The sequence below is a fragment of the Paenibacillus taichungensis genome, assembly GCF_047302525.1.
GTDB lineage: Bacteria > Bacillota > Bacilli > Paenibacillales > Paenibacillaceae > Paenibacillus > Paenibacillus taichungensis_B.
This window is the reverse complement of the sequence record NZ_CP168020.1, coordinates 908,376-930,423: the sequence shown is the minus strand read 5'-3', so window position 1 is coordinate 930,423 and position 22,048 is coordinate 908,376. Positions and strand designations below refer to the sequence as shown.

Sequence of the window (22,048 nt, the reverse complement as noted above, 5' to 3'; positions counted from 1 at the left end):
GCTTCTGTCTGCATCAATATTTGCAACATGACTATTTCATAACGAATGAGGTGATTTTTCCCATTGTGGACGTTAAAAAGATTCCTTACCCCGTATAAGTCAGCGGCTATTCTTGCTCCGCTGCTCATGGTCCTTGAGGTTGCCATGGATCTGCTTCAACCCAAGCTAATGTCCAGCATTGTGGATGATGGTGTTCTTGCAGGGAACCTGTCCCACATTATGACTACAGGTTTGTTTATGCTTCTTTTTGCGTTAATCGGATGGGTTGGCGGTGCAGGCTGCACGCTATTTTCAAGCAAAGCTGCCGTTGGATACGGCACCGATCTGCGCCAGGAATTGTTTGATCATATCCAGAAGTTCTCGTTCCGTAATCTGGATACCTTCCAGGAGGGCTCGCTTATCACTCGCCTGACGAGTGATATCACCCAGATGCAGACCTTTGTACAGATGCTGCTGCGTATGTTTATCCGTTCGCCGATGCTGATTATCGGCAGTATTATTATGGCGTTTACGATCAGTGTCAAACTGGCGCTCATTCTCATTTTGTCCGTGCCGATTCTTTTTATCATCTTATATATCCTGATATCTGCTTCCTATCCGCTGTTCGCCAGCGTACAGAACAAGCTCGACAAGGTGAACGCGGTTCTTCAGGAGAATCTTGCCGGCATTCGTGTCGTCAAAGCTTTTGCACGTGCACGTCAGGAGAAGAAGCGTTTCCAGCAAGCCAATGAAGACTATACCCATACGGCAGTGAAAGCCTGGCGCATCGTATCGCTGAATGCACCGGTATTAAGCCTGATGCTGAACGCGACCATTGTAGCGGTGCTGTGGTTTGGAGGCTTTCAGGTGGTGGGAGGCGATATTGCCGCCGGGGATTTGATTGCTTTTATCAACTACGTAACTGTTGTACTCTCGTCGCTCACTTCAATCGGCATGATGATGATGAGCTTCTCCCGCGCCAAAGTGTCTGCAACACGCATCAACGAGGTGCTTCACACCCAGCCTGATATCCAATCGGGAGATGATGTGTCTCGTAAAGGAGCAGGTCAGGTGGAATTCAGGGACGTATATTTCCGCTATGATGGAGAACATACCCTCTCCGGAATTACACTGACGGCTCGGCCGGGAGAAAAAGTGGCCCTGCTCGGCTCTACAGGATCGGGCAAAACATCACTTGTACAGCTGATCCCCCGATTATATGATGCCTCACAGGGTGAAGTGCTCGTGAATGGAGTAAATGTGCGTAACTGGGATCTTCAGGACCTTCGCAGCCGTGTGTCAATCGTATTACAGGAATCCATCCTGTTCAGTGGCAGCATTCGGGATAACATTTGCTTCGGCAGACCTGATGCGACGGAAGCTGAACTGCGTGCCGCAGCTCAAGCAGCGGCAGCTGATGATTTTATTATGAATTTGAAAGATGGGTATGACACGGAGCTGGGTCAGCGCGGGGTCAATCTCTCAGGTGGGCAGAAACAACGGATTTCTATCGCCCGTGCCCTGCTCATGCAACCGGAGGTTCTGATTCTGGACGACAGCACCAGTGCCGTCGATCTGCGTACCGAAGCAACCATTCAGAAGGCGCTGCATTCACTAATGAAAAATAGTACCACCTTCTTGATTGCACAACGGATCTCTTCTGTAAAGGATGCAGACTGTATTTACGTGCTTGATGAAGGAGAAATCGTGGCAAGTGGTACACATGAGCATCTCATGGCTCATTCGTCACACTACCAATCCATCTATTATTCGCAGCAACGGAAGGAGGATGTTCAATTTGGCTAAAAACACTTCTTCCTCCATCCATCAGACCGTTGTTCCGCCGATCGGAAGACCTGGGCCACCCGGCCGAGGTCCGGTTCCCAAAGTAAGAGCCAAGAACGCCCGGCATGCCATCATCCGAGTATGGTCATACATGGGACGTCATCGCAAAGGGGTTATCACTGCTCTGGTACTGACGGCTCTTGGGACATTACTTAATCTGGCAGGACCTTATCTGCTCGGCCGTACGGTCAATGAACATATCGTTCCCAAAATTACGGATGGTCTGCTGAAAGACTGCATGTTATTGCTGACCGTATACGTCCTCGGCTCGTTCATGATGTGGGCTCAATCCTATGTCATGATCGGTGTGTCCCAACTGACTGTAAAAGATCTGCGCCATGCTCTGTTTTCACGGCTGCAACAGCTGCCGATCAGCTTTTTTGACAAAAATCAGAGCGGTGATCTGATGAGCCGGGCTACCAATGATATCGATAACGTGTCCACGACACTGAATCAAAGTGTAACCCAACTGATGTCCAGCGCCATCTTGCTGGTTGGCTCTCTGTCCATCATGTTTGCACTGGATGTCCGACTGACACTGCTCAGTCTGGTCACGGTTCCCCTGATTACGATCGCCACTCGGCTGATCGCTTCAAGAACACGCAAACATTTTACCGCCCAGCAAAAGTTGCTTGGTGAGCTTAATGGCTACGCTCAGGAAACTATTGCCGGACAAAAGGTGGTTGCAGCCTATAATCGTCAGGAGCAAGCACAAAAACATTTTCAGAATCTGAACGAGAAGCTTCGCGCTTCCAGTACCCAAGCTCAGAGCGTATCCGGTCTGGTCGGGCCAACGATGAATGTCATGAACAATATCGGCTTTGCCATACTGGCAGCGGTAGGTGGATGGATGGCTTATCATGATCTGACGTCCATCGGGCTGATTGTAAGTTTCCTTGCTTACTCCCGCCAGATTGAGCGGCCCATCAATGATTTGGCAAACCAGTACAACCTGATTCAGGCAGCGATTGCAGGTGCTGAGCGTGTGTTCCACATTATTGATACACCTAGTGAATACGTGGAAGAACAGAAGAAACAACTAGAGCAGATTCAGGGTAAAGTTGTATTTGAGGATGTATCCTTTGGATATAGCCCCGAGAGGGAAATCTTGAAAAAGGTTAGCTTCACCGCCAAGCCAGGCGAGATGATTGCACTTGTCGGACCGACTGGAGCGGGTAAAACGACCATTATCAACCTGCTGCCCCGTTTTTACGAGATTACGGGTGGACGGATTACCATTGATGGCTGTGACATCTCCGAACTGGAGAAAGACCAGCTAAGGCGCGAACTTGGCATTGTGTTACAAGACGCCTATCTATTCTCCGGCACCATTCGTGACAATATTGCCTACGGCAAACCGGATGCAACGGACGAACAGATCCAGCAAGCGGCGAAGTTGGCAAATGCCCACTCCTTCATCCGCAAATTATCGCAGGGTTACGACACCCCGATCATTTCCGGTGGCAGCAATCTGAGTCAGGGACAGCGACAACTGTTAACCATCGCTCGTGCCATTCTCGCTGATCCTGCGATTCTTATTCTGGATGAAGCGACCAGCAGCATCGATACACGCACCGAAATGCAGATTCAGGAAGCGATGCGCACCTTGATGAAGGATCGCACCAGCTTCGTCATTGCCCATAGGCTGAGTACGATCCGTGAAGCCGATCAGATTCTGGTTATTGATGACGGCAAGATCGCCGAACGAGGCAGCCATGATGAGTTGATGCAACAGCAAGGTTTCTATTATCAGTTGCATCAGGGACAGCTTACCTGATTGGGTTCGTGTTCATTGATGATTAAAACACAGAAACATAAACAAAAACGCCGCATTAGGTTCCGTTTCATTCCGGACCTTTGCGGCGTTTCCATTTTATCGCTTCATTCGTACAATTCCGCGTGTAGATTTATATAGAAAATTCAATGTGTGTTCTTTAAATTCAGAAGGAGGTAAGTTGTTTATTTCTTCAATAGATTGATCGAGAGTTCGCTTTTGGCGAAATAAAATGGTATTAATCTTTTTTATCATGCTTATTTCTTCATTTGAAAATCCATTTCTTCTTAGACCAACGATATTAATACCATGTATGTACGAACGTGGACCATCTGCTAAAGAATATGGAACGACATCTTGTGAAACTTTACTTCCCGCTCCAATCATTGCAAACCTTCCTATGTTACATGATTGGTGTACACCAGAACCACAACCAAATGTGATATAGTCTTCAATATTAACATGTCCGCCAATTTGCACATTATTGACGATGACGTTATGATCTCCCATTAATACATCATGTGCGATATGAGCATAATTCATAATAAAGTTGTTACTCCCTACTCTCGTGAAACAATCTCCTTTTGATGTGCCTTTACATATGGTGACATACTCTCTCACGGTATTATTATCTCCAATAATGAGATACGATTCTTCGCCTTGGTAACTTTTATCTTGTGGATCTGAACCGATAATGGCACCATGTGAAATATTGTTATTCCCCCCCAATATCGTGTTAGCCCCTATAATAACGTGACTTCCAATCCTACACCCGCTACCTATTTTTGAATTTTCTTCAATGATACTGAAAGGTCCGACTTCGACATTGTCCCCAATTACTGCTGTAGGATGAATAATGGCTGACTGATGTATCATTTAGCACCTTCCTTTGTTTTGGAAAGTTCATCAAGTTTTTGATTTAGTTTTTTTATCGTTTGGGGGAGTCTGGAAAGTGCAGCGGATTCTCGTAGTTGTCTCTTATGTGAGCGAGCTGTATATCCTGACACCATTGAGTTCTCGGGCATGTTTTTAGTAACCATAGTTTTAGCTAAAACAACGCAGCTGTCTCCAATGGTGATATTATTAATTACCGCACTTCCACCAGCCATGGTGACGCGATTACCAATTTTCGATGATCCTCCAATTGCACTTGTACCTGCGATAATGCAGTGCTCACCAATTTGAACATTATGGCCAATTTGAATAAGGTTGTCCATTTTAGTTCCTTTACCAATGGTTGTTGAATCAATCGTCCCGCGATCAATAGTGGTGTTTGCACCAATTTCAACGTCATCATAAATAATGACATTTCCCACATGGGGAATTTTCACTTGTTTTTGCCCGTCCCATTCAAAACCAAACCCGTCAGCGCCAATCACTACGCCAGAGTGAATGATGACATTATCTCCGATGAAAGTATCATGTAGAACAGTGACATTAGGGTGGATCAAGCAATTCGTCCCAATGGTCACATTTCTACCAATAAATGAATGCGCGGAAATAATAGTATGATCCCCAATAGAAACATCTTCTTTGATTACCGCGAATTCGTCGATCTGCACATTGTAGCCTAACGTTACCGAAGCGTGAATTGCTTCTGATGATACTACACCACTACTTTTGGTTTTCTCACTAAACATTTCAATTAAGCGAATAAAATCGAGTCTGGGATTTTTCACCTTAATAACAGGTACTTTAAATTCTATTATTGTCGTTTCTGGCACAATTAAAGCTGAAGCATTACATTTATCTAATTTATTTAGATTTTTATCCGTTACAAAAGCAATTTCCCCCTCTTTGGCAGCATTAATTGAACCTACGCCTGTTATAACGACATTGCCATCACCTATTAAAATCCCATTTAACTGTTCAGAGATTTCATTCAAATTACATGGCATAATATGGTCTCCTTTTGTATTTAGATTAGTTTATTTAATAATTCTTGAGCAAAAAGAGTGTTCAAATAATGAGACGTTCCCGATCCTATGATTCTTGCATGAAAAGGAGGATTCAAAGCTAAATCGCCAATAAGATCCAGCAGCTTGTGACGAGACAATTCATCATGAAAACGTGAATTGGGATAAATTTTCTTTTCACCAATAACTATTCCATGCTCTAAAGAAGCACCTTGAATTAAACCTTTGCTTTTTAAGTACATTATTTCTTCTTCAAAACAAAATGTTCTAGCTGGTGCAATATCCGTTAAGTAATTGTTTTCTATAAAATTAAAATTGGATGTTTGATCTGAGAGGTGGGAAATTTTGTGTTCATTTTTAAAACACACGCAATAGGAGATCATTGAAGAGGGATGAGCTTCAAGAAAAGAATTACCGTGCTCAACTCTAATTTTTTGTTGTAAATGAAGATATGTTTTTTTAATTTCTTGCTGCAGATGGCCAACTTCTGAAATCTTTGCTGCAATACCGGTAGAGCTGCCATCAAAAATTGGTAATTCTTCACCATTAACATCAATAATCACGTTATCGATACCCATCCCTCGAACAGCAGACAGCGTATGTTCAACCATAGATACAGAGTATCCATGGTTGTTTTTAAGCTGTGTGCAACGTTCCGTATTGGATACATTACCGATTTTAGCTTCAATAATTTCATATGGATCTACATCCACTCTTCTAAAAATAATACCCGTGTTTGGTTGTGCAGAATGCAGAGTAATCTCTGACAAATTCCCACTATGTATAGCAATACCGTCTAATGTAAAACTATTACGAATCGTTTTTTGGTACATAGCATCGCCCCCTTTGGCATAATTCTCACATTCGGATCCTATTCACATGTATTATATCGATTATGATTAGCTGATGTTGTCGATATTTGGAGTCTCGTCAAATACACATGGATATGTAGCTGAGAATAAAATGATCCGCAAGTACGCTGAAAAAAGCGTCAACGCAGAGGAGCATAAAAGAAACCTTAGCACGTTATCTGAGCTAAAGTTTCTAAACGAACCATTTTTTATTTTTTAACTGTCTACTTGACGGGGAAAAGTTCAGCGTTTTTGTTTGTTGGAATTATGGCACCATAGGTAAATGAAGGGTGAATGTTGAGCCAATCCCTATTTCACTACGAACGGTAATTCTCCCACGATGATCCTGAGCGATTTTCTGACAGAGTGCCAACCCAAGTCCAGTACCTTCTTCCTTGGTCGTATAAAATGGATTAAAGATCGTCGCCAGTGAGTTCTCCGGGATACCGCTGCCCGTATCGGTAATCGAGATAAGCGCTTTATCTCCATCATGTAACAGATCAATATGCACTTCACCCGGGTCTTCCATTGCTTCAAAAGCATTGCGGATCAGGTTAATCAGAACCTGCACGATCTTGTCCCGATCCATGTTGACCACAACTGGGTCACCAGTCATCTCAAGTGTAATCCGATGCCCTCGCGATGCTGCATCCGATTCGGTTAAAGACATGACTCGTTCAAGACATTGGGCCACTCGTTCGGGCTTCATGTGATTGGCCTGTGGTTTGGAAAACTGTAAAAACTCGGCCGTCAGATTCGTTACCCGTGCTACCTCACCCATAATGACCTCATACCACGGTGCTATATTAAATGCCTGTCCACGTGATAACTGCAAGAAACCTCGTATGGCAGTGAGAGGATTACGGATTTCATGAGCCATGCCGGCCGCCAGCTCACCTACAGCCCGTAGTCTTTCCGAGCGGAAGACCTCCTCTTGATTTTTCAACCATTTGCTGCGTTGTTGGTGAAATAACCTGTCCTCCGCTACCGTAATAAAGTGCTGCAACGTCTCGGACATCCCCGGATATAGGGAAATACTGTAGTTTACTTGTAAGCCCCTTAACTCCCCGGACAGCAGTAACGCCATGCGTTCTTCGATATTTTGTATTTCAGGCAAAACGACAGCATACCGATCCCCCGCATACCGAGATACGCCATATGCATCTGCAAATTGTTTCGAAACACTCTCGCCTGTCGCTTTGATTACATGACTCCAGTTGTCTTCGACCTCTTTATCAAACCCGTTGAAATTCTGAATGTTCATGATAATCAGCAAAAATGATCGTTGCTCGTCCACCGTTTCCTTCAGTACGTTCATATATCCCTCGTAGTTTAGCAATCCGGTGAGTGGATCATGGAGGGTTAGAAAATGATTTTTCTCCCGAAGTCTGCGCTTCTCTGCTTCGCTGTTAATCAAGGTATGATACACAAAGATGATGACAATTGCAGTTAACATGTCAAACATGGACACTAGCAAATTATATGTATCTATCGTCACATACGAAAGCCGAATCACGGTATATTCAAACACAATCAACATTGAGATAGGTAACGTCTGCGTAACACGTTGTTTATCCTGAATCATCGACATGATGAGTAGGTAATACAACATATTGCACCAGTTCAGTTCACTGAAATAATGGAATATGCCAAGAAAAATCCAATGGATGTTACGCAGTACCGGATACTGTTTTTCCTTGTATATACTTGCTACAAATAACACACCAGCACATATCATTAACGCGAGATGGGAAGTAAGCCCTAGAAAATAAGAGGACAGGACAACAAGCAGACATCCTAGCGGGAAAATAACCATTTTCATCGTGTAACTCAGCAAACAGCCTCGCCCCCTTTGACATAATTCTCATATCTAAGATCCTATTCACATGTATTATATCGATAATGATTAGCTGATGTTGTCGATTATTGGAGGTTCGTCAAATTCACATGAATGTATAAATTTATAATTAAAATAGGACAAACGGTTTATAGGAAAGTGCATATTGCGAAATAATCAATCAATCACAATGGTCATTACTGTGTTACAATACATTTAATGGGTTTATTTAGAATATCAACTTGGTTATGGAGGGATAAACATGATACAACAAAGAAAACCTTTGGGCATCGGGACACTTTCTCTGCTGGTGCTCGCAATGGGGTTGGCCTTTAATTTTCCCTGGGGCACAGAAAAGGTAAAGATCAGTCACTATTTGTTTAATCTACTGAACTTGCCTATATATAGTAACGGTCATCAAGGATTTAACATCCCCTTCATAGTAGCTATAATCTTTTGGTTATCTTCCGTTTTGATCGCACGTAAATATCAAACGCACTATGGTACAAAGGTGGCCTACAAGGTCGGTGGTTTCATGCTGATCTCTAGCGTCATGATCTTTCCACTTTACAGTTTAATATGGGTTATATTCCATTAAAAGAGCAAAAAAAGCATAAAGCCAGCCCCTGTCATTTCAGGAAGCTGGCTTTATGCTTCATTACTACACTTCTATTTTTTCGCCATATACTTACGGATATCAAATGCTACCGCAGCCACAATAATCAACCCTTTAATAATCAGCTGCCAGTAAGGACTTACACCGATGAAGGTCAGACCATAGTTGATAACCCCAAAGATCAGCACACCCGCCATTACACCAGGAACGGTACCAATCCCTCCGGCGGTGGAGACGCCCCCCACTACGCAGGCCGCAATAGCATCCAACTCATACATGTTACCGTAATTGTTCGTTGCCCCGCCCGTACGCGCGGCTTCCAGCACACCGCCCAGTCCATACAGTGCACCTGCAATGGCATACAACGCAATCAGGTTGCGTGCCACATGAATGCCGGACACATGCGCAGCCTGAATATTGCCACCGATGGCATACATGTTCTTCCCGAGGCGGGTCTTGTTGAAGACCACCCAGCAGATCAGCGCAACCCCTATAGCAATCAATACAATATACGGAATGGAATAACCACCACCAAGATCAATGTAACCAGATCCGATAACGGTAAAATCAGGTCTCAATCCACCAATCGGTTGTGACTGATTGGGCTCTGTATCAAAGTAAATCGAGTTCAGTCCATATACCGCAACCATTGTACCCAGTGTCGCGATAAAGGGTGGAACATGTAATTTAGCTACAATAATTCCGTTGACGAGCCCCACTGTCAGGCCTGCAATGATCCCGATAGCGATCGGCAATCCCACCCAATACTGTGGCAGATCGGGAAAGAACCGATTGGCATATTCGCTAATTTGCAGCATGGATGCGGATACTACAGCCGTTAGCCCAACGACCCGTCCTGCCGACAAATCGACCCCGCCCGTTACCAGGATAAACGCCGCACCCAGCGCAATGATGGCCCGTGTGGAGGACTGTTGTAATATATCCCGAAGTGTAGAGAAAGCAAGAAAGTGCGGATCGGCAATGGCAATGCCAATGACGAGCAGAATCAGCACAATAAAGATCGCGCGCTGCGCCACATACTGCTTCACCTGATTGATTACCTGTGTATTCATGTGTTCCCTCCTGACTAAGCCATCCGCTGCTGTGCGGCCAGCCTCATGATATCCTGCTCTGTTGCCTCGGCTCCGTCCACAATTCCGGTGAGCCGCCCTTCACTCATGACCATAATTCGATCTGACATACCCAGCAGTTCAGGCATCTCCGAGCTGATCATAATAATGCTTTTGCCCTGACGGGCCAGTTCCGTAATAATGGTGTAGATTTCAAATTTGGCGCCCACATCAATCCCACGTGTCGGTTCATCGAGCAGTAGAATTTCAGGGTCAGTCAACAACCATCTAGCCAGAAGTACCTTCTGTTGATTACCACCAGAAAGGTTTCGAATAAGCGTGTTAACCGAAGGCGTTTTAGTTCTAAACTTCAGAGTCTGCTCGCGTGCCTCATCTCGGCCTTTCTTCTCATCCAGCAGACCAATCCGATTCCGGTAACGTCCGAGACTCGCGATAATCGTATTTTCATACACAGACAACACTGGAAAAATTCCCGTGACTCTTCGCTCCTCAGTTAGCAGGGCAATGTTATGGCGCTTCGCTGCGGCAGGTGACTTGATCTTTACCTTGCGTCCATGGATCGAGATCGTCCCTGAAGCAAGTCCGCGTAAGCCAAATAATGACTCAATCAATTCCGTCCGCTGTGCCCCAACAAGGCCGCCAATTCCAAGCACTTCGCCTTTCCTCAATTCAAACGTCACATCCCGGAACGAATTCGGCTGGCTGGAGGTTAAGCCTTCTGCCTTCAAAATCACTTCTCCAGGTACGTTCGTCCGTTCCGGGAACCGTTCATCCAGATCACGTCCAACCATGCGGGTAATGATCAGATCGGTCGTTAAATCAGCAGCATCCCAGGTACCGACCACAAAACCATCCCGCATAATCGTGACCTCATCGGAGATCGTCAGAATTTCCTCCATCTTGTGAGAAATGTAGATAATAGACACCCCGCGACTGCGAAGCTGGTTAATAATGGAGAAGAGCTGATCCACTTCCTTGCCCGTGAGCGAGGATGTTGGTTCATCCATCACAATAACTTTGGATTGAAAAGAGACCGCTTTGGCGATTTCCATTGACTGTACTTTGGAAACGGATAAGGTTCCTGCCTGAGTCTTCGGATCAATGTCCAGATTCAGGTCCTTGAACAAGGCTAGTGTATCAGCGTACATTCGTTTCTCATCCACCAACAACCCCCTCATCGGAAACCGTCCCAGCCAGATGTTCTCCGTCACAGGACGATGAGGTACCGGATTCAGCTCCTGATGAATCATCGATATGCCATGCTGAAGCGCCGCTTTCGAACTCGGAATCTCCACCTCATTGCCGTCCATCCGAATCGTCCCTTCATCCGGGCGATACATACCGAATAGACATTTCATTAGCGTGGATTTGCCCGCTCCATTCTCTCCCATCAGCGCATGAACCGTACCCGGCTTTACCTTCAATGTGACCTGACTCAGTGCCTGCACACCCGGAAATGCTTTGGATATTCCGTCCATCTCCAGCAGGTAAGGTGATTCCATCTTTCATCCTCCCCTTCCGTAAACCCGGCAAAAAAAGGACGCCATCTCATGACGGACGTCCCTGTCTGCTGCTGTTATTGGGCGTCGGCAATGTTGTCTTTCGTAATTTTTTTGTAGGCAATCCAGACGTATTTGCCATCCGTAATGTCATAACCCGTGTTTTCCTTCGTTGGCGTCTCACCTTTCGCGAGTACGGAAGCGAGTGCAACCGTTGCTGCGCCCTGGTTCTTGGCATCATTCAATACCGTGCCCAGCATCGTTCCGTCCTGAAGGGCCTGAATGGCCGGAGCAGTTGCATCCACGCCGACAACAGGCATCGTTTTGCCGTCTTTGAAGTATCCGGCTGCTTTCAACGCTTCAATGGCTCCAAGTGCCATGTCATCATTGTTAGCCAATACTGCTTCAATCTTGTCTCCGTGGGAGGCAAGGAACGCCTGCATTTTCTCCTGGCCTTTGACCCGATCCCACATCGCCGTGTCTTCCGCCAGCGCTTCCACTTCAATTCCAGCATCCTGGATGGCCTGAACGGAATATTTGGTCCGCAGCTCAGCATCCTGATGGCCCGGCTCGCCTTTCAGCATGACGTATTGCAGTTTGCCGTCCCCGTTTTTATCCGCTTCCGGGTGGGCCTTCCAGTAATCCACGATGAGCTGACCGGAGATCGTGCCTGACTCTTCCGCCTTGGCTCCAACGTAATACACTTTATCCCACTTGTTCATGTCCTCGGCAACCGGCTCACGGTTCAGAAAGACAACTGGAATGCTGGCCGCTTTGGCTTTGTCAATAATGACACCTGCTGCGGTCCGGTCAACCGGATTCACGGCCATTGCGTTGTACTTCTTGGATACAAACAGATCGACTTTCTCATTCTGGGTCGGCTGTGCGTTCTGGCTATCCACGATATCGAGTGTGGCTTTGCCTTCCGCTGCTGCGGTCATTGCATTCCGTACACCTGTCATGAACGTGTCATCGAACTTATAGATCGCCACGCCAATCTTCGGCGTTTCCGTTTCTGCCGCCGTCTGACCTCCTGTATCTGTTCCTGTACTTCCCCCTGCGCTGTCTCCGCCACTGCTGCACCCCGCCGCCGCAACCATACACGCTGTAAGCAACAATGTCATCCACGTTTTCTTCATATCCTAATGACCTCCCCCAAGTTCATTCGGCTTTACCGATGTCTTTATTATGAAAGGGTTTACAATAAATTCGAATACAATATCTTCCTCTGTTTTATCGAAATCTTCCTCAATTGAGCCTTTACTGTACAAAAGGAAACAACAACTTCTGATTATCCATCCAGAACATATTGTCCGTACTGACCAGCTTCGTTTCCAGCGTTACCCTGGCCTGCACCTGTTGATTGTTCAACCGTGCAACAGCCTGATTCACCCCAAGATAACCTGCGCTGAATCCGTTTTGTACGATCAAGTGCTGAATTCTGCCTTCCTGTAACTGCTCTAACTGCTGCTGTTCACTACCAAATCCCACAATCTTCACCTTGATCCCATTGTTATCGGTCGTACGTCGATTCAATTCATCCGCTGCCCCCAGAGAAGCAGGTTCATGAAGGGCAATCAATCCGTCAACCTGCTGCTGGTCAAGCAGTTGCTTCGCCGCTTGCCAGCAACCATCACGCGTGCTGCATACGGATTGGGTCTCCACATGAATATCCGGATATTCAGCCAGTGATTCCTCTACCCCTTGTTCCCGGTTAATCAGGACAGAATTTACAGGATCAGGACCAAGCAAGGCTATACGTCCTCGTCCTCCCAGAAGCACAGCCATGGCCTGACCCGCCTGCCGTCCAGCCTCAACGTTATCTATCGAGATAACACTTGTTATACCTTTTACAGGAAACTCGTCATTCAACAAAATTACGGGGATAATCACTCCGTTGGCATCTTTAGTCTGTGCCTTCTGAATGATGTCGCTGAGTGCCTTCTCACTCAAGGGATCGATCAACAGGGCCGATGCTCCCTGTTCCAGTGCCAGCGATACTGCATCGACCTGGGCTTGTTCACGCTCGCTCAGTGGATAAGTCCCATTTTGCAAATGCTCTTGCTTAACCCTTCCCTGTCCTGCTGTGAAGTCAGGGTTAGATGGCGCGTAAGTTAACCCCTCCGAGGGAAAAGCCTCCACCGTAATGAGCTCCGCTCCCGCTTCTTTGGCAGCCGCTTCGGCCCCAAGACGTATCGCTTCAGCGAGTTCTCCGGTTCCCGCTGGCGTAATCAGTGCAATACGCGGCGGTGATCCCGCCGGATCAGCATTGGACATACCGCACGCCATACATAACAACAGGCAGCAGATTGCTGCTGACATGCCCATATAACGAAGAATAAGGACTCTCGTCCGTATGGCTTCCACGCGGGTGCAGATTGTTATTTTCATAACCATATGCGCAATCCAGTCCGTTCTATTGATCTTATTAACTTTCATGAGCATCGTCCTCCTCTCGTTCAGATTGGATCGGAATCCGAATCCAGACGGTTGTGCCTTCTTCCAGCTCACTTTCGAATTCAAGACCGTAAGCTTCGCCATAATAAAGCTGAATCCGATCATGCACATTGCGTACAGCTACACCTGATCCTGCACCACTTTTCACGATAGGACTGTCAATCAAAAGTTTCAACATCTGCTCTTCCGTCATGCCGACCCCATTATCCGTAATGCGAAATACCAGCTTGTCGTCCTCCCGGTATACACGAATCTCAATACATCCCTCGTCCATATGATATTCAATGCCATGCACGATCGCATTTTCAATGAGTGGCTGAAGCACCAGCTTAAGTGTCAGGCAGTCCAGTGTATCCTCATCCGCATTCATGCTAAAATTAAATTTGCGTTTGAACCGCATCTGTTGAATCGTCAGGTAATGGTGGGCGTGCTCCAGTTCTTCCCTGACCGTAATAATCGTTTTGCCTTGACTGAGACTGATGCGAAACAATCGGGATAACGAAGTGATCATCGTAATGACTTCCTCATTCCGGCTCATGCCCACCATACGCACGACCGAATTCAACGTGTTGTATAGGAAGTGTGGATTGATCTGAGCCTGCAAAGCTTCCAGTTCGAGACGACGCTTCTGTTCCTGTTCATGAATGATCTCACTCATCAAGGTGCGGATTTTATTGACCATCAGGTTAAATCGACGGGATAAACGTTCCACTTCCAGCGGCCCTTCGATGGGTAGCTCTACGTTAAAATCCCCTCGCTCCACGGCCTTCATCTTTCGTTCCATACGTCGGATCGGACGTGTCAGACTGGAAGAGAGGAACAGCGAGACGAGAATGACCAGTACCAGCACAACCAGCAGCACCCGAATCAGATATCCATTGACCTCCTGGCGGGTTGTCATAATCTCATCCAGATAAGCCACACCAACGATTTTCCATCCGATATTGGCGACAGACTTGACCGTATTCAACCTTTTCTGCCCGTCCGCCTCATCTTCATAACTGCCGGTTGCAACCAGTGCCTGTTCGATATTTTCACTTTTGAGCCCCATGTACATTAATTGCTGCTGCGGATGGTAGACGATATTGCCTGCACTTTCGTCGATAATGTAGACGTATCCCCGCTGCCCCAGACTGACCCGGCGGCTCAGTTCGTCCATTTGTTTGAAGTTGATATCCACCAGCAGAATGACCTGCCGATCCTGACCATTTTGGCGTACAGTAATGCCTTTGCTCATGGAAACGACCCATTTGTATGGGCCTGTGTACATGTTCTGAATATGAGGCAACGAGAAACTAAGGTGATCCGGCACTCGGAGTGCAGATTGAAACCACCCTTGCTGTGTCACATGCGCACTCGGTTTTAATTCAGCTGAAGGTCTGTTCTTGAGCAAATGCCCTGTAGAATCCAGCAAAGTAATGGAGATGATATCCTCGCGGCTGCTGAGCAGCGTGTCGAGCTGTTTATCTACCTGGTCCCCTTCCCACGTGCCATCCCGCAGCATATGTTCTTCGATGGCTCGATACAGATGCGACATGCTGCGCACATAATCCTCCAGATTGTAACTGACCTGATCCACGATCTGTCTCGTCGTCAGCTCCGCACTTCGCTCCGCAGCCTGTGTGAATTTGTCATGCAACAGCAACGCCATGATGGTCATCACTAATACAATGAAGACAGAGAAGGACCACGTAATAATAAAGCGGATACTGCTGACTCTTGATGAACGCAGCCTGGACCGAAGCTTGAGCCAAAGGGATCTTATCCATCCGGCAAACGTTCTCATCGACTTGTGCCTTCACTAGCTGTTAGTGCAGTCTGTTTGCGATATTCTTTGGGCGAGACGCCGATATGTTTTTTGAAGCAAAAACTGAAATAATTCGGTTCCGCGAAGCCTACCTGACCAGCAATCTCAAACGACTTCATCTCCGTGGATCGAAGTAACTCCTTGGCCGCCTCCATCCGGATCTGCATCAGATATTGCAGGAAGGTAAGCTGTACTTCTTTTTTGAAAATGCCACAAAAATAACCCGAGCTGATATGCAGATGCCCACATACTTTCTGAATGGACAGATCCGGCTCGGCGTAGTGTTCTTTGGTAAACGACAATGCCTGTTCCACAATATCCTTGTATACATGCTGCCTTCCGCTGGCAATGCGATGTTGAACGAGCAGACAAACCTCGCGCACCTTACCTTGTGCCTCAGACAACCCAGGCAAACGGAACAAATCGGCATACAACTGGAACCCTGCCCCAAAGATGTCCTCCATGGCCTCGCCCGATGCCTGAGCTGCCTTCCAAACGTTTGTTAATACTTCAATCAGATACAGTTGAATGTCACTTCGCCCATGCTCCACCGTAATTTCCCGGAAAATGATCTCTAGCGCGTCCTCCAGCTCCGCCTGCGTACCCGCTTTCAGACAACGTGTCAGCGTTTGCTGCTTCAACTCGTCAAAACGCAATTTGCCCGCCGTCTGCCGCTCAACATCTGCAATATAGATGAGGGGATCGGTCCCCGGTACAAGCCGATAATCCAGTGCCAGTAGTGCATCTTCATAAGCATGCTTTACACCTGCTAATGTGTTCACGATCGAGCCTGATCCGACAGTGGCAGGAATACGCAGATAGTGATTGATGCTGCGCATTACATTTTCCAGCGCCTGCTGCTGTCGTTTCTCCCCATCTTCTCCACCCCACCGATCTACATAGAGCAGCACAATAGTCTCCTGATGCATAAAAGCATGTCCGGCCCCGTGCTCCGTCCATACCTCTGCGGCAATGTTTAGCGCAGCGAACTGCTTCAACTCCGCATCCTCGGATTGGTCTCCGTCCATATGCAGGGTCAATACGGATACACCATAGCGTTCACCATGCAGATCCAGTCCACATTGCTTTGCTTTGCCATGAATATATTGCGGCGATTTTTGCCGATGCAGCAAAGTGGCCATCAGGTCCGCCTGTAACAAGGGCAGGCTTGTATAATAATGGTCGCGCAGCTGTTGTACATCCTCTCGCTCGGCCACTTCAGCCGCCATCTGCGCACGCAACCTTGTAAGCAGTTCTGTTAGATGTCCCGCCGAGAATGGCTTCAGTAAATATTCATCCACACTCAGCGAGACCGCTTGTCGGGCGTAGTCGAATTCATCATATCCAGTCAAAATCACCACTTTCACAAGCGGATTGCGCTCCCGCAACCTTTTGGCAAGTTCAAGTCCATCCATAAATGGCATGCTGATATCCGTTACCACAATATCCGGCTCAACTCGTTCGGCCATCTCCAGTGCTTCACGTCCATTCTCCGCCAGACCAACTATGCGCAGATCGAGCGCTTCCCAATCTACCTCTACAACCAACCCTTCGCGTACATCCTCTTCATCATCCACTAGCAATACCCGGTACACGTCAGATTCCTCCTTTATTTAACGGGCCTTAAGCCCAAGCAATAATGTATATGTCGATATGATCCAAGGTTGCCATCATAATATACAATATAAATTTAAATATGTAACCGCTTACTTTTAAGGTGATAAGATTGATATAATGAGCGCTCACAAGGATATTTATGGTAAATTATTGAAAGGAGTTAATTATGAAATAGGAAAGGAGTCTATTAACTGATGAATTACTTAAAATCTGGAATGGTAACGACCGGTATTGCCGCAATATTAATCTGCAGTGGTTCAATCACAGAGACAATTCGAACCGATCGATTTGAAGCATCCACCGAGACTTCACGCTGGGAGAACCAACCTCAAGAACTTCAGGAGAAGTTAACAAAATCATGGAGCGGAGGACTAGACGCAATACGTAACACGCTGAATGAGAATAGTGAGAAGGAGAATATAACTGAATGGAAACTGTTTTACAGCTTGGAGGATTCATTAAACACCCTTCCCCATCCAGAACACTCTTCCTTCATCGCTGCCTATTATAGTAACGAACGAAGAACCATGCTGGAAAACGGGGATATCATGCCTGCCTTACTTTTACATCCTGATCATACAAAGGCGATACTTTTTTGGGAAAAGCTTGATGGAACCTATGCCATTATTACATTAGAATCGCAAATCAATGCAAACAACAAGCCTGAATGGGATGTAAGTCATTCTTGGATAACCAAACAACCCTCATCCACTTGAAGTGGGTCAGGGCATCATTGATCCTATATCCATTCGTAATCCCTCATAAAGAGTGCTGCATGTACTTTAATTGCGGTTCCGTTTCTCCATCCTCTTCTGCTGACGAAGATAGATTGGCATTTAATCCCTTCACATAAATCATCGTGGTATCCGGATTGATATGCCCCATCATTTCTGCCAAGCGATGCAGTGGTGTATGCTCGGCCATAGCGTATCCAAACCGATGACGCAGATCATGGGAACTTAGCCCTTCCAGACCGGCTGAAGTCATCACCTTTTTGATCAAATGGCGCAGCGCCCTCTCCGTTAAGCGATCACTAGTTTTCTCGGAAGGAAACAAGTAAGGACTATCCGGTGCGAGGCCAGTCATGTACATCTTCAACAAAGCAATACATGTCATGTTCAGCGAAATTTTCCGTTGACCGTTTCGTTTATCGGCCCGCACGGTAAGCTGCCCGCTTCGTTTGCCCAATTCAATATCACTGGGAGCAAGATTACATACCTCCATCGTTCGCAAACCCGTATGAAACATGAGGGTAAGGATGGTTTGATCCCGAAGCGAGTTGCCGTCCTCGACCGCAGATATGAATGATCGTTCTTCCTCGGTTGTCATTCGGCGGGGGCTAACCTTGTCTTCTGGAATGAATTTCAAAGGTTTGGAAGGATCACTGTTGAAACTAGATTCCGATGCAGCCCACTTGAAAAAACGCTTCAATGTAATCAGTCTGCGATTAATGGTAGATGGCTTCAATTGCATTACCTTTTGTGAATCTTCCCGATAACGGACTAAAGTCGATGTATGCACATCTTCGATATGAAATGAACTCTCTTCACCCCGAGAATCGTTCCCTTTATACCATTCGGTAAAATGCTTCAAATCACTCGCATATTCCTTCAAGGTTTTGGGAGTCAATTCTCCCTGGATCGTAAGCATATGTATGAATTCCTGAACAACCATTTCCCCTTGTACCGAAGTACCAGAACCCTTATCCATTAGAAAAAACCTCCAAATCTTGACTTATATTAGCGGACATGGTATTATCATATTAATCGATACATTAGCGGACATCAAGTCTGTGGGTTGAATATACCTGATTAGCGTTGATTTTTATAATTAACCTTTTCAAAATGGTCGTTTAAAAACTTATTTTTTGGAGGAACTACATGCAAACAGGTACAGTGAAATGGTTTAACGCGGACAAAGGATTTGGCTTTATCGAAACTGAAGAAGGAACAGACGTATTCGTTCATTTCAGTGCAATTCAAGGCGACGGTTTCAAAACATTGGATGAAGGACAACGCGTCCAATTTGAAGTAACTCAAGGTAACCGTGGTCCACAGGCTGAGAACGTTACTAAAGTTTAATTATATTAAAGCTGCCTTGTACAAGGCAGCTTTTTGTTTTATTACATGAGCATTTTGCATAGATTCAAAGAGCGTCTTTCAAAATGCTGACTTCATAAACTTATCATCCAAAAACGAAAAGCGAGGTATGACAAATGGACAAAGAACAATTGATCACAGAAGTAGCCAAAAACGGCGGATTCTCCAAAAAGAACGCTGAAAAGGCCGTAACGGTTGTACTGGATTCGATTTTGGAAGCATTGAAAGAAGGCAAAGAGGTTCAACTGGTCGGATTCGGAAAATTCGAAGTGCGTAATCGTGAAGCACGTATGGGCAAAAGCCGTAGAACTGGTAAGGAAATTCAACTTCCAGCAGGTAAGGTTCCCGTATTCACAGCAGGATTAACGATGAAAGAAGCTTTAAACTAAACAGCAACAAAAGGATTGGAAAAGAGGTTTTTATTCAAACACACAACGAACATTTTGATGTAAATGTCGTGTTTTCTACGGTTGATGATATCATTAACTTTTATTCCGGCAAGCAGACAAACCAGAATAACTCGGAAGATCACACCCATTCAACACCCCCATCAACAGAGTCTGCACAGACGCCACAACCACCCACTCGCTAAAACGAACCTTTCATCTTGGACAATAAGAGGCCCTGTTCCGCTCAACACGGTCCAGGGCTTGATTTGTGTCAATCGAGCACCCAGGGAGAATGAATCTTGGGTACGTCATTGATTAATTGCTTGGTATAGGGATGCTCCGCATGGTGGATGACCTCCTCCGCTCTCCCTGCCTCCACCATTCGTCCATGCTCCATAATACAGATCGTGTCGCTCACATAATAAGCCAGACCCACATCGTGCGTAATAAACACAATCGTCATACGGTTCTCGTCACGCAGCTTGAGCAGCATATCCAAAATCGTTGAACGAGAGCACGCGTCCACCATGGACGTCGGTTCATCGGCAATCAACACCTTTGGATGCAACATGAAAATGCGGGCAATCATGAGCCGTTGCATCTGTCCACCGGACAGCTCAAACGGATATTTGTTGTATAACTCCTCGAACTTCAGGTTGACGAAGGAACAGGCTTCCTTCATTTTGGCATATTCCTCATCCTTGTTCAGCTTCAGTCCCTGAAGTTTGATACAGTCCACCAGCAGCTTTTCCACTCGGTGAAATACGTTGAACGAAGAGAACGGGTCCTGGAAAATGGCCTGAATATCCTTCCAATAGGCTTTACGCTCACGATATCGCTTCAGCTGTCTGGGCTTGCCATCGTATTCGATCGCTCCACCCGTTTCCTTGAGTAAGCCCATAATCATTTTCGCGAGCGTCGTCTTGCCACTGCCGCTCTCTCCGACAATGGAGATAATCTCCCCTTCATGAAAATCAAAGCTCACATCGTCCACTGCTGCCTTTTTGCGATTGCCTGTACCGTACACCTTGGTCAGATGGCGGCCGCTGATCAGCACCTTGCCCATCGCCATACTACCTCACTCCTTTCGGGGAGCCTTGATCCGAGCCCATTACGCCCAAAAAAATCATTTCATTGGTCTGCAATATCGTCTGTGGCAGTTCGAATATCCCGGACTTCTTCTTTGTTTGAAGCGTTCTCCTCCTGGTTTTGTTCCCTCTCCTGGGGCTCTTCGTCCCTGCTCTCCTGCTGTACGTGACCGTCCTGTTCCTGCTCCCTGATCTGCTCCAACATCTCCGGTGTCAGGAGACAGCGATATATGCGTCCATCGACATGAATGTTCTCGATTTTTCCTTGGCGGCACTCGTCGGTCACCAGTGTACAGCGCTCTGCGAAGCGGCAGCCTTCCGGCACATTCTTCAGATTCGGTGGTGCACCGGGAATGGCAGCCAGTTTGTGCTCCTTCATGCCCTCTTCCGGCACAATGATAGAGCCCATCAGCTTCCGGGTGTACGGATGCAGCGGATTGAAAATCATCTGCTCTGCCGTGCCTCGTTCCACAATCTCCCCGGCATACATCACCATAATTTCATCCGTGACATGGTACAACAGCGGCAGCTCATGCGTGATAAACACCAGTGATTTGATTACTTTGCGCTTCAACAAATCCTTCAACAGACGAATGACTGCCTTCTGAGAAGTTACGTCTAGTGCCGAAGTAGGTTCATCCGCAATGAGCACGTTGGGATTCAGAATCGTTGAGATGGCGATAACCGTTCGCTGCTTCATGCCGCCAGACAATTCATTTGGATACATATCCAGCACATCCGGCGACAGGTTCAGTGATTGGAAGCGCTCCGTAGCCATCTTCCGCACATCCGACCGTTTCAGCTCCGGACGATGCTCCTTCATGATATCTTCAATAAACCTGATAATACGCAGCGTTGGGTTCAGTGCATTCATGGCGGCCTGCGGAATATAGGCAATTTCCTTGCCCAGAATGCGAGAACGAAGCTGCTCTTTGTTCAGCTGCATAATATCGGTACCGTTGATCCGGATCGAACCACTGCCATAATGAAGCGGCGGGAAATAAAAGCCCATCAGGCTGAGCGCCAGCGTCGATTTACCACAGCCCGATTCACCTGCAATACCCAGCGTCTGCCCCTCTTTCAGCCCGAACTCCACCCCGTCGACGGCAAAGACGTTCTCCTTGAGCCGGGTACGGTAATAGGTTTTGAGACCGCTGACCTGAAGTATAGGTTGGTTCATGGT

At 46.5% G+C, this 22,048-nt stretch carries 19 protein-coding genes; 6 read left to right on the top strand and 13 right to left on the bottom strand.

Annotated elements, in window-relative coordinates:
• The first annotated feature begins 63 nt into the window (after positions 1-63).
• A complete protein-coding gene (locus ACDJ58_RS04155) occupies positions 64-1,785 on the top strand; it encodes an ABC transporter ATP-binding protein (RefSeq protein ID WP_413375757.1) in 1,722 nt (573 codons plus the stop codon).
• A complete protein-coding gene (locus ACDJ58_RS04150) occupies positions 1,769-3,601 on the top strand; it encodes an ABC transporter ATP-binding protein (protein ID WP_413375755.1) in 1,833 nt (610 codons plus the stop codon). Before ACDJ58_RS04155 ends, ACDJ58_RS04150 begins: the two co-directional genes overlap by 17 nt.
• 96 nt (positions 3,602-3,697) lie before the next feature.
• Here the strand turns inward: ACDJ58_RS04150 and lpxA are convergent, their stop codons facing one another.
• From lpxA to ACDJ58_RS04130, 4 genes are all read right to left on the bottom strand, one after another.
• A complete protein-coding gene (lpxA, locus tag ACDJ58_RS04145; protein WP_413375753.1) occupies positions 3,698-4,474 on the bottom strand; it encodes an acyl-ACP--UDP-N-acetylglucosamine O-acyltransferase in 777 nt (258 codons plus the stop codon).
• Entirely contained in the window at positions 4,471-5,496 is a 1,026-nt protein-coding gene (gene lpxD, locus ACDJ58_RS04140) for a UDP-3-O-(3-hydroxymyristoyl)glucosamine N-acyltransferase (RefSeq protein WP_413375751.1), read from the bottom strand. Before lpxD ends, lpxA begins: the two co-directional genes overlap by 4 nt.
• A 20-nt stretch (positions 5,497-5,516) precedes the next feature.
• The gene (lpxC, locus tag ACDJ58_RS04135; RefSeq protein WP_413375749.1) at positions 5,517-6,347 is read right to left on the bottom strand and encodes a UDP-3-O-acyl-N-acetylglucosamine deacetylase; all 831 of its coding nucleotides are present in this window, start codon (positions 6,345-6,347) and stop codon (positions 5,517-5,519) included.
• A gap of 283 nt (positions 6,348-6,630) precedes the next feature.
• Positions 6,631-8,202, bottom strand: a complete 1,572-nt coding sequence (locus ACDJ58_RS04130; protein WP_413375747.1) for an ATP-binding protein — start codon at positions 8,200-8,202, stop codon at positions 6,631-6,633.
• A 262-nt stretch (positions 8,203-8,464) separates the two neighbouring features.
• Here ACDJ58_RS04130 and ACDJ58_RS04125 point away from each other — a divergent pair, with 262 nt between their 5' ends.
• Complete coding sequence (locus ACDJ58_RS04125; RefSeq protein WP_413375745.1) at positions 8,465-8,800, top strand: hypothetical protein; 336 nt, start codon at positions 8,465-8,467, stop codon at positions 8,798-8,800.
• 71 nt (positions 8,801-8,871) lie between these two features.
• Here ACDJ58_RS04125 and mglC read toward each other — a convergent pair whose 3' ends face one another.
• The 6 genes from mglC to ACDJ58_RS04095 form a co-directional block, all read right to left on the bottom strand.
• The gene (mglC, locus tag ACDJ58_RS04120) at positions 8,872-9,891 is read right to left on the bottom strand and encodes a galactose/methyl galactoside ABC transporter permease MglC (protein WP_413375743.1); all 1,020 of its coding nucleotides are present in this window, start codon (positions 9,889-9,891) and stop codon (positions 8,872-8,874) included.
• Positions 9,892-9,905: 14 nt separating this feature from the next.
• Positions 9,906-11,411: a sugar ABC transporter ATP-binding protein gene (locus ACDJ58_RS04115; RefSeq protein ID WP_413375741.1), complete on the bottom strand. Its 1,506-nt coding sequence runs from the start codon at positions 11,409-11,411 to the stop codon at positions 9,906-9,908.
• A 74-nt stretch (positions 11,412-11,485) separates the two neighbouring features.
• On the bottom strand, positions 11,486-12,547 hold the full coding sequence (locus tag ACDJ58_RS04110) for a galactose ABC transporter substrate-binding protein (RefSeq protein ID WP_413375739.1): 1,062 nt from the start codon (positions 12,545-12,547) through the stop codon (positions 11,486-11,488).
• A 121-nt stretch (positions 12,548-12,668) separates the two neighbouring features.
• Positions 12,669-13,847: a substrate-binding domain-containing protein gene (locus ACDJ58_RS04105; protein ID WP_413375737.1), complete on the bottom strand. Its 1,179-nt coding sequence runs from the start codon at positions 13,845-13,847 to the stop codon at positions 12,669-12,671.
• On the bottom strand, positions 13,837-15,651 hold the full coding sequence (locus tag ACDJ58_RS04100; RefSeq protein ID WP_413375735.1) for a cache domain-containing sensor histidine kinase: 1,815 nt from the start codon (positions 15,649-15,651) through the stop codon (positions 13,837-13,839). The genes ACDJ58_RS04105 and ACDJ58_RS04100 overlap by 11 nt, the downstream gene beginning before the upstream one ends.
• Positions 15,648-17,267, bottom strand: a complete 1,620-nt coding sequence (locus tag ACDJ58_RS04095) for a response regulator (protein WP_413375733.1) — start codon at positions 17,265-17,267, stop codon at positions 15,648-15,650. The genes ACDJ58_RS04100 and ACDJ58_RS04095 overlap by 4 nt, the downstream gene beginning before the upstream one ends.
• 216 nt (positions 17,268-17,483) lie before the next feature.
• Between ACDJ58_RS04095 and ACDJ58_RS04090 the strand changes: the two genes are divergently transcribed.
• Entirely contained in the window at positions 17,484-18,005 is a 522-nt protein-coding gene (locus ACDJ58_RS04090; protein WP_413375731.1) for a hypothetical protein, read from the top strand.
• A gap of 43 nt (positions 18,006-18,048) precedes the next feature.
• On the opposite strand, the gene ACDJ58_RS04085 is transcribed toward ACDJ58_RS04090, so the two are convergent.
• The gene (locus ACDJ58_RS04085) at positions 18,049-18,999 is read right to left on the bottom strand and encodes a tyrosine-type recombinase/integrase (RefSeq protein WP_413375729.1); all 951 of its coding nucleotides are present in this window, start codon (positions 18,997-18,999) and stop codon (positions 18,049-18,051) included.
• 170 nt (positions 19,000-19,169) lie between these two features.
• Between ACDJ58_RS04085 and ACDJ58_RS04080 the strand changes: the two genes are divergently transcribed.
• Together ACDJ58_RS04080 and ACDJ58_RS04075 are read left to right on the top strand one after the other, a co-directional pair.
• Positions 19,170-19,370 carry a cold-shock protein gene (locus tag ACDJ58_RS04080; RefSeq protein ID WP_062320808.1) on the top strand — a complete coding sequence of 67 codons (201 nt, stop codon included), beginning with the start codon at positions 19,170-19,172 and terminating at the stop codon, positions 19,368-19,370.
• A 134-nt stretch (positions 19,371-19,504) separates the two neighbouring features.
• Complete coding sequence (locus ACDJ58_RS04075; RefSeq protein ID WP_053783990.1) at positions 19,505-19,777, top strand: HU family DNA-binding protein; 273 nt, start codon at positions 19,505-19,507, stop codon at positions 19,775-19,777.
• A 271-nt stretch (positions 19,778-20,048) separates the two neighbouring features.
• Here ACDJ58_RS04075 and ACDJ58_RS04070 read toward each other — a convergent pair whose 3' ends face one another.
• Positions 20,049-20,849, bottom strand: a complete 801-nt coding sequence (locus ACDJ58_RS04070) for an ABC transporter ATP-binding protein (protein ID WP_062320810.1) — start codon at positions 20,847-20,849, stop codon at positions 20,049-20,051.
• Between the two features lie 59 nt (positions 20,850-20,908).
• Positions 20,909-22,045 (bottom strand): ABC transporter ATP-binding protein, encoded by a 1,137-nt coding sequence (locus ACDJ58_RS04065; RefSeq protein ID WP_413375726.1) that lies wholly within the window; start codon positions 22,043-22,045, stop codon positions 20,909-20,911.
• Positions 22,046-22,048 lie beyond the last annotated feature (3 nt).

Excerpts from the sequence above, each read along its gene's own strand:
- ACDJ58_RS04150 (WP_413375755.1), top strand. The coding sequence starts at position 1,769 with ATGTTCAATTTGGCTAAAAACACTTCTTCCTCCATCCATCAGACCGTT.
- lpxA (WP_413375753.1), bottom strand. The coding sequence starts at position 4,474 with ATGATACATCAGTCAGCCATTATTCATCCTACAGCAGTAATTGGGGAC.
- lpxD (WP_413375751.1), bottom strand. The coding sequence starts at position 5,496 with ATGCCATGTAATTTGAATGAAATCTCTGAACAGTTAAATGGGATTTTA.
- lpxC (WP_413375749.1), bottom strand. The coding sequence starts at position 6,347 with ATGTACCAAAAAACGATTCGTAATAGTTTTACATTAGACGGTATTGCT.
- ACDJ58_RS04125 (WP_413375745.1), top strand. The coding sequence starts at position 8,465 with ATGATACAACAAAGAAAACCTTTGGGCATCGGGACACTTTCTCTGCTG.
- mglC (WP_413375743.1), bottom strand. The coding sequence starts at position 9,891 with ATGAATACACAGGTAATCAATCAGGTGAAGCAGTATGTGGCGCAGCGC.
- ACDJ58_RS04115 (WP_413375741.1), bottom strand. The coding sequence starts at position 11,411 with ATGGAATCACCTTACCTGCTGGAGATGGACGGAATATCCAAAGCATTT.
- ACDJ58_RS04110 (WP_413375739.1), bottom strand. The coding sequence starts at position 12,547 with ATGAAGAAAACGTGGATGACATTGTTGCTTACAGCGTGTATGGTTGCG.
- ACDJ58_RS04105 (WP_413375737.1), bottom strand. The coding sequence starts at position 13,847 with ATGAAAGTTAATAAGATCAATAGAACGGACTGGATTGCGCATATGGTT.
- ACDJ58_RS04100 (WP_413375735.1), bottom strand. The coding sequence starts at position 15,651 with ATGAGAACGTTTGCCGGATGGATAAGATCCCTTTGGCTCAAGCTTCGG.
- ACDJ58_RS04090 (WP_413375731.1), top strand. The coding sequence starts at position 17,484 with ATGAATTACTTAAAATCTGGAATGGTAACGACCGGTATTGCCGCAATA.
- ACDJ58_RS04085 (WP_413375729.1), bottom strand. The coding sequence starts at position 18,999 with ATGGATAAGGGTTCTGGTACTTCGGTACAAGGGGAAATGGTTGTTCAG.
- ACDJ58_RS04080 (WP_062320808.1), top strand. The coding sequence starts at position 19,170 with ATGCAAACAGGTACAGTGAAATGGTTTAACGCGGACAAAGGATTTGGC.
- ACDJ58_RS04075 (WP_053783990.1), top strand. The coding sequence starts at position 19,505 with ATGGACAAAGAACAATTGATCACAGAAGTAGCCAAAAACGGCGGATTC.
- ACDJ58_RS04070 (WP_062320810.1), bottom strand. The coding sequence starts at position 20,849 with ATGGCGATGGGCAAGGTGCTGATCAGCGGCCGCCATCTGACCAAGGTG.
- ACDJ58_RS04065 (WP_413375726.1), bottom strand. The coding sequence starts at position 22,045 with ATGAACCAACCTATACTTCAGGTCAGCGGTCTCAAAACCTATTACCGT.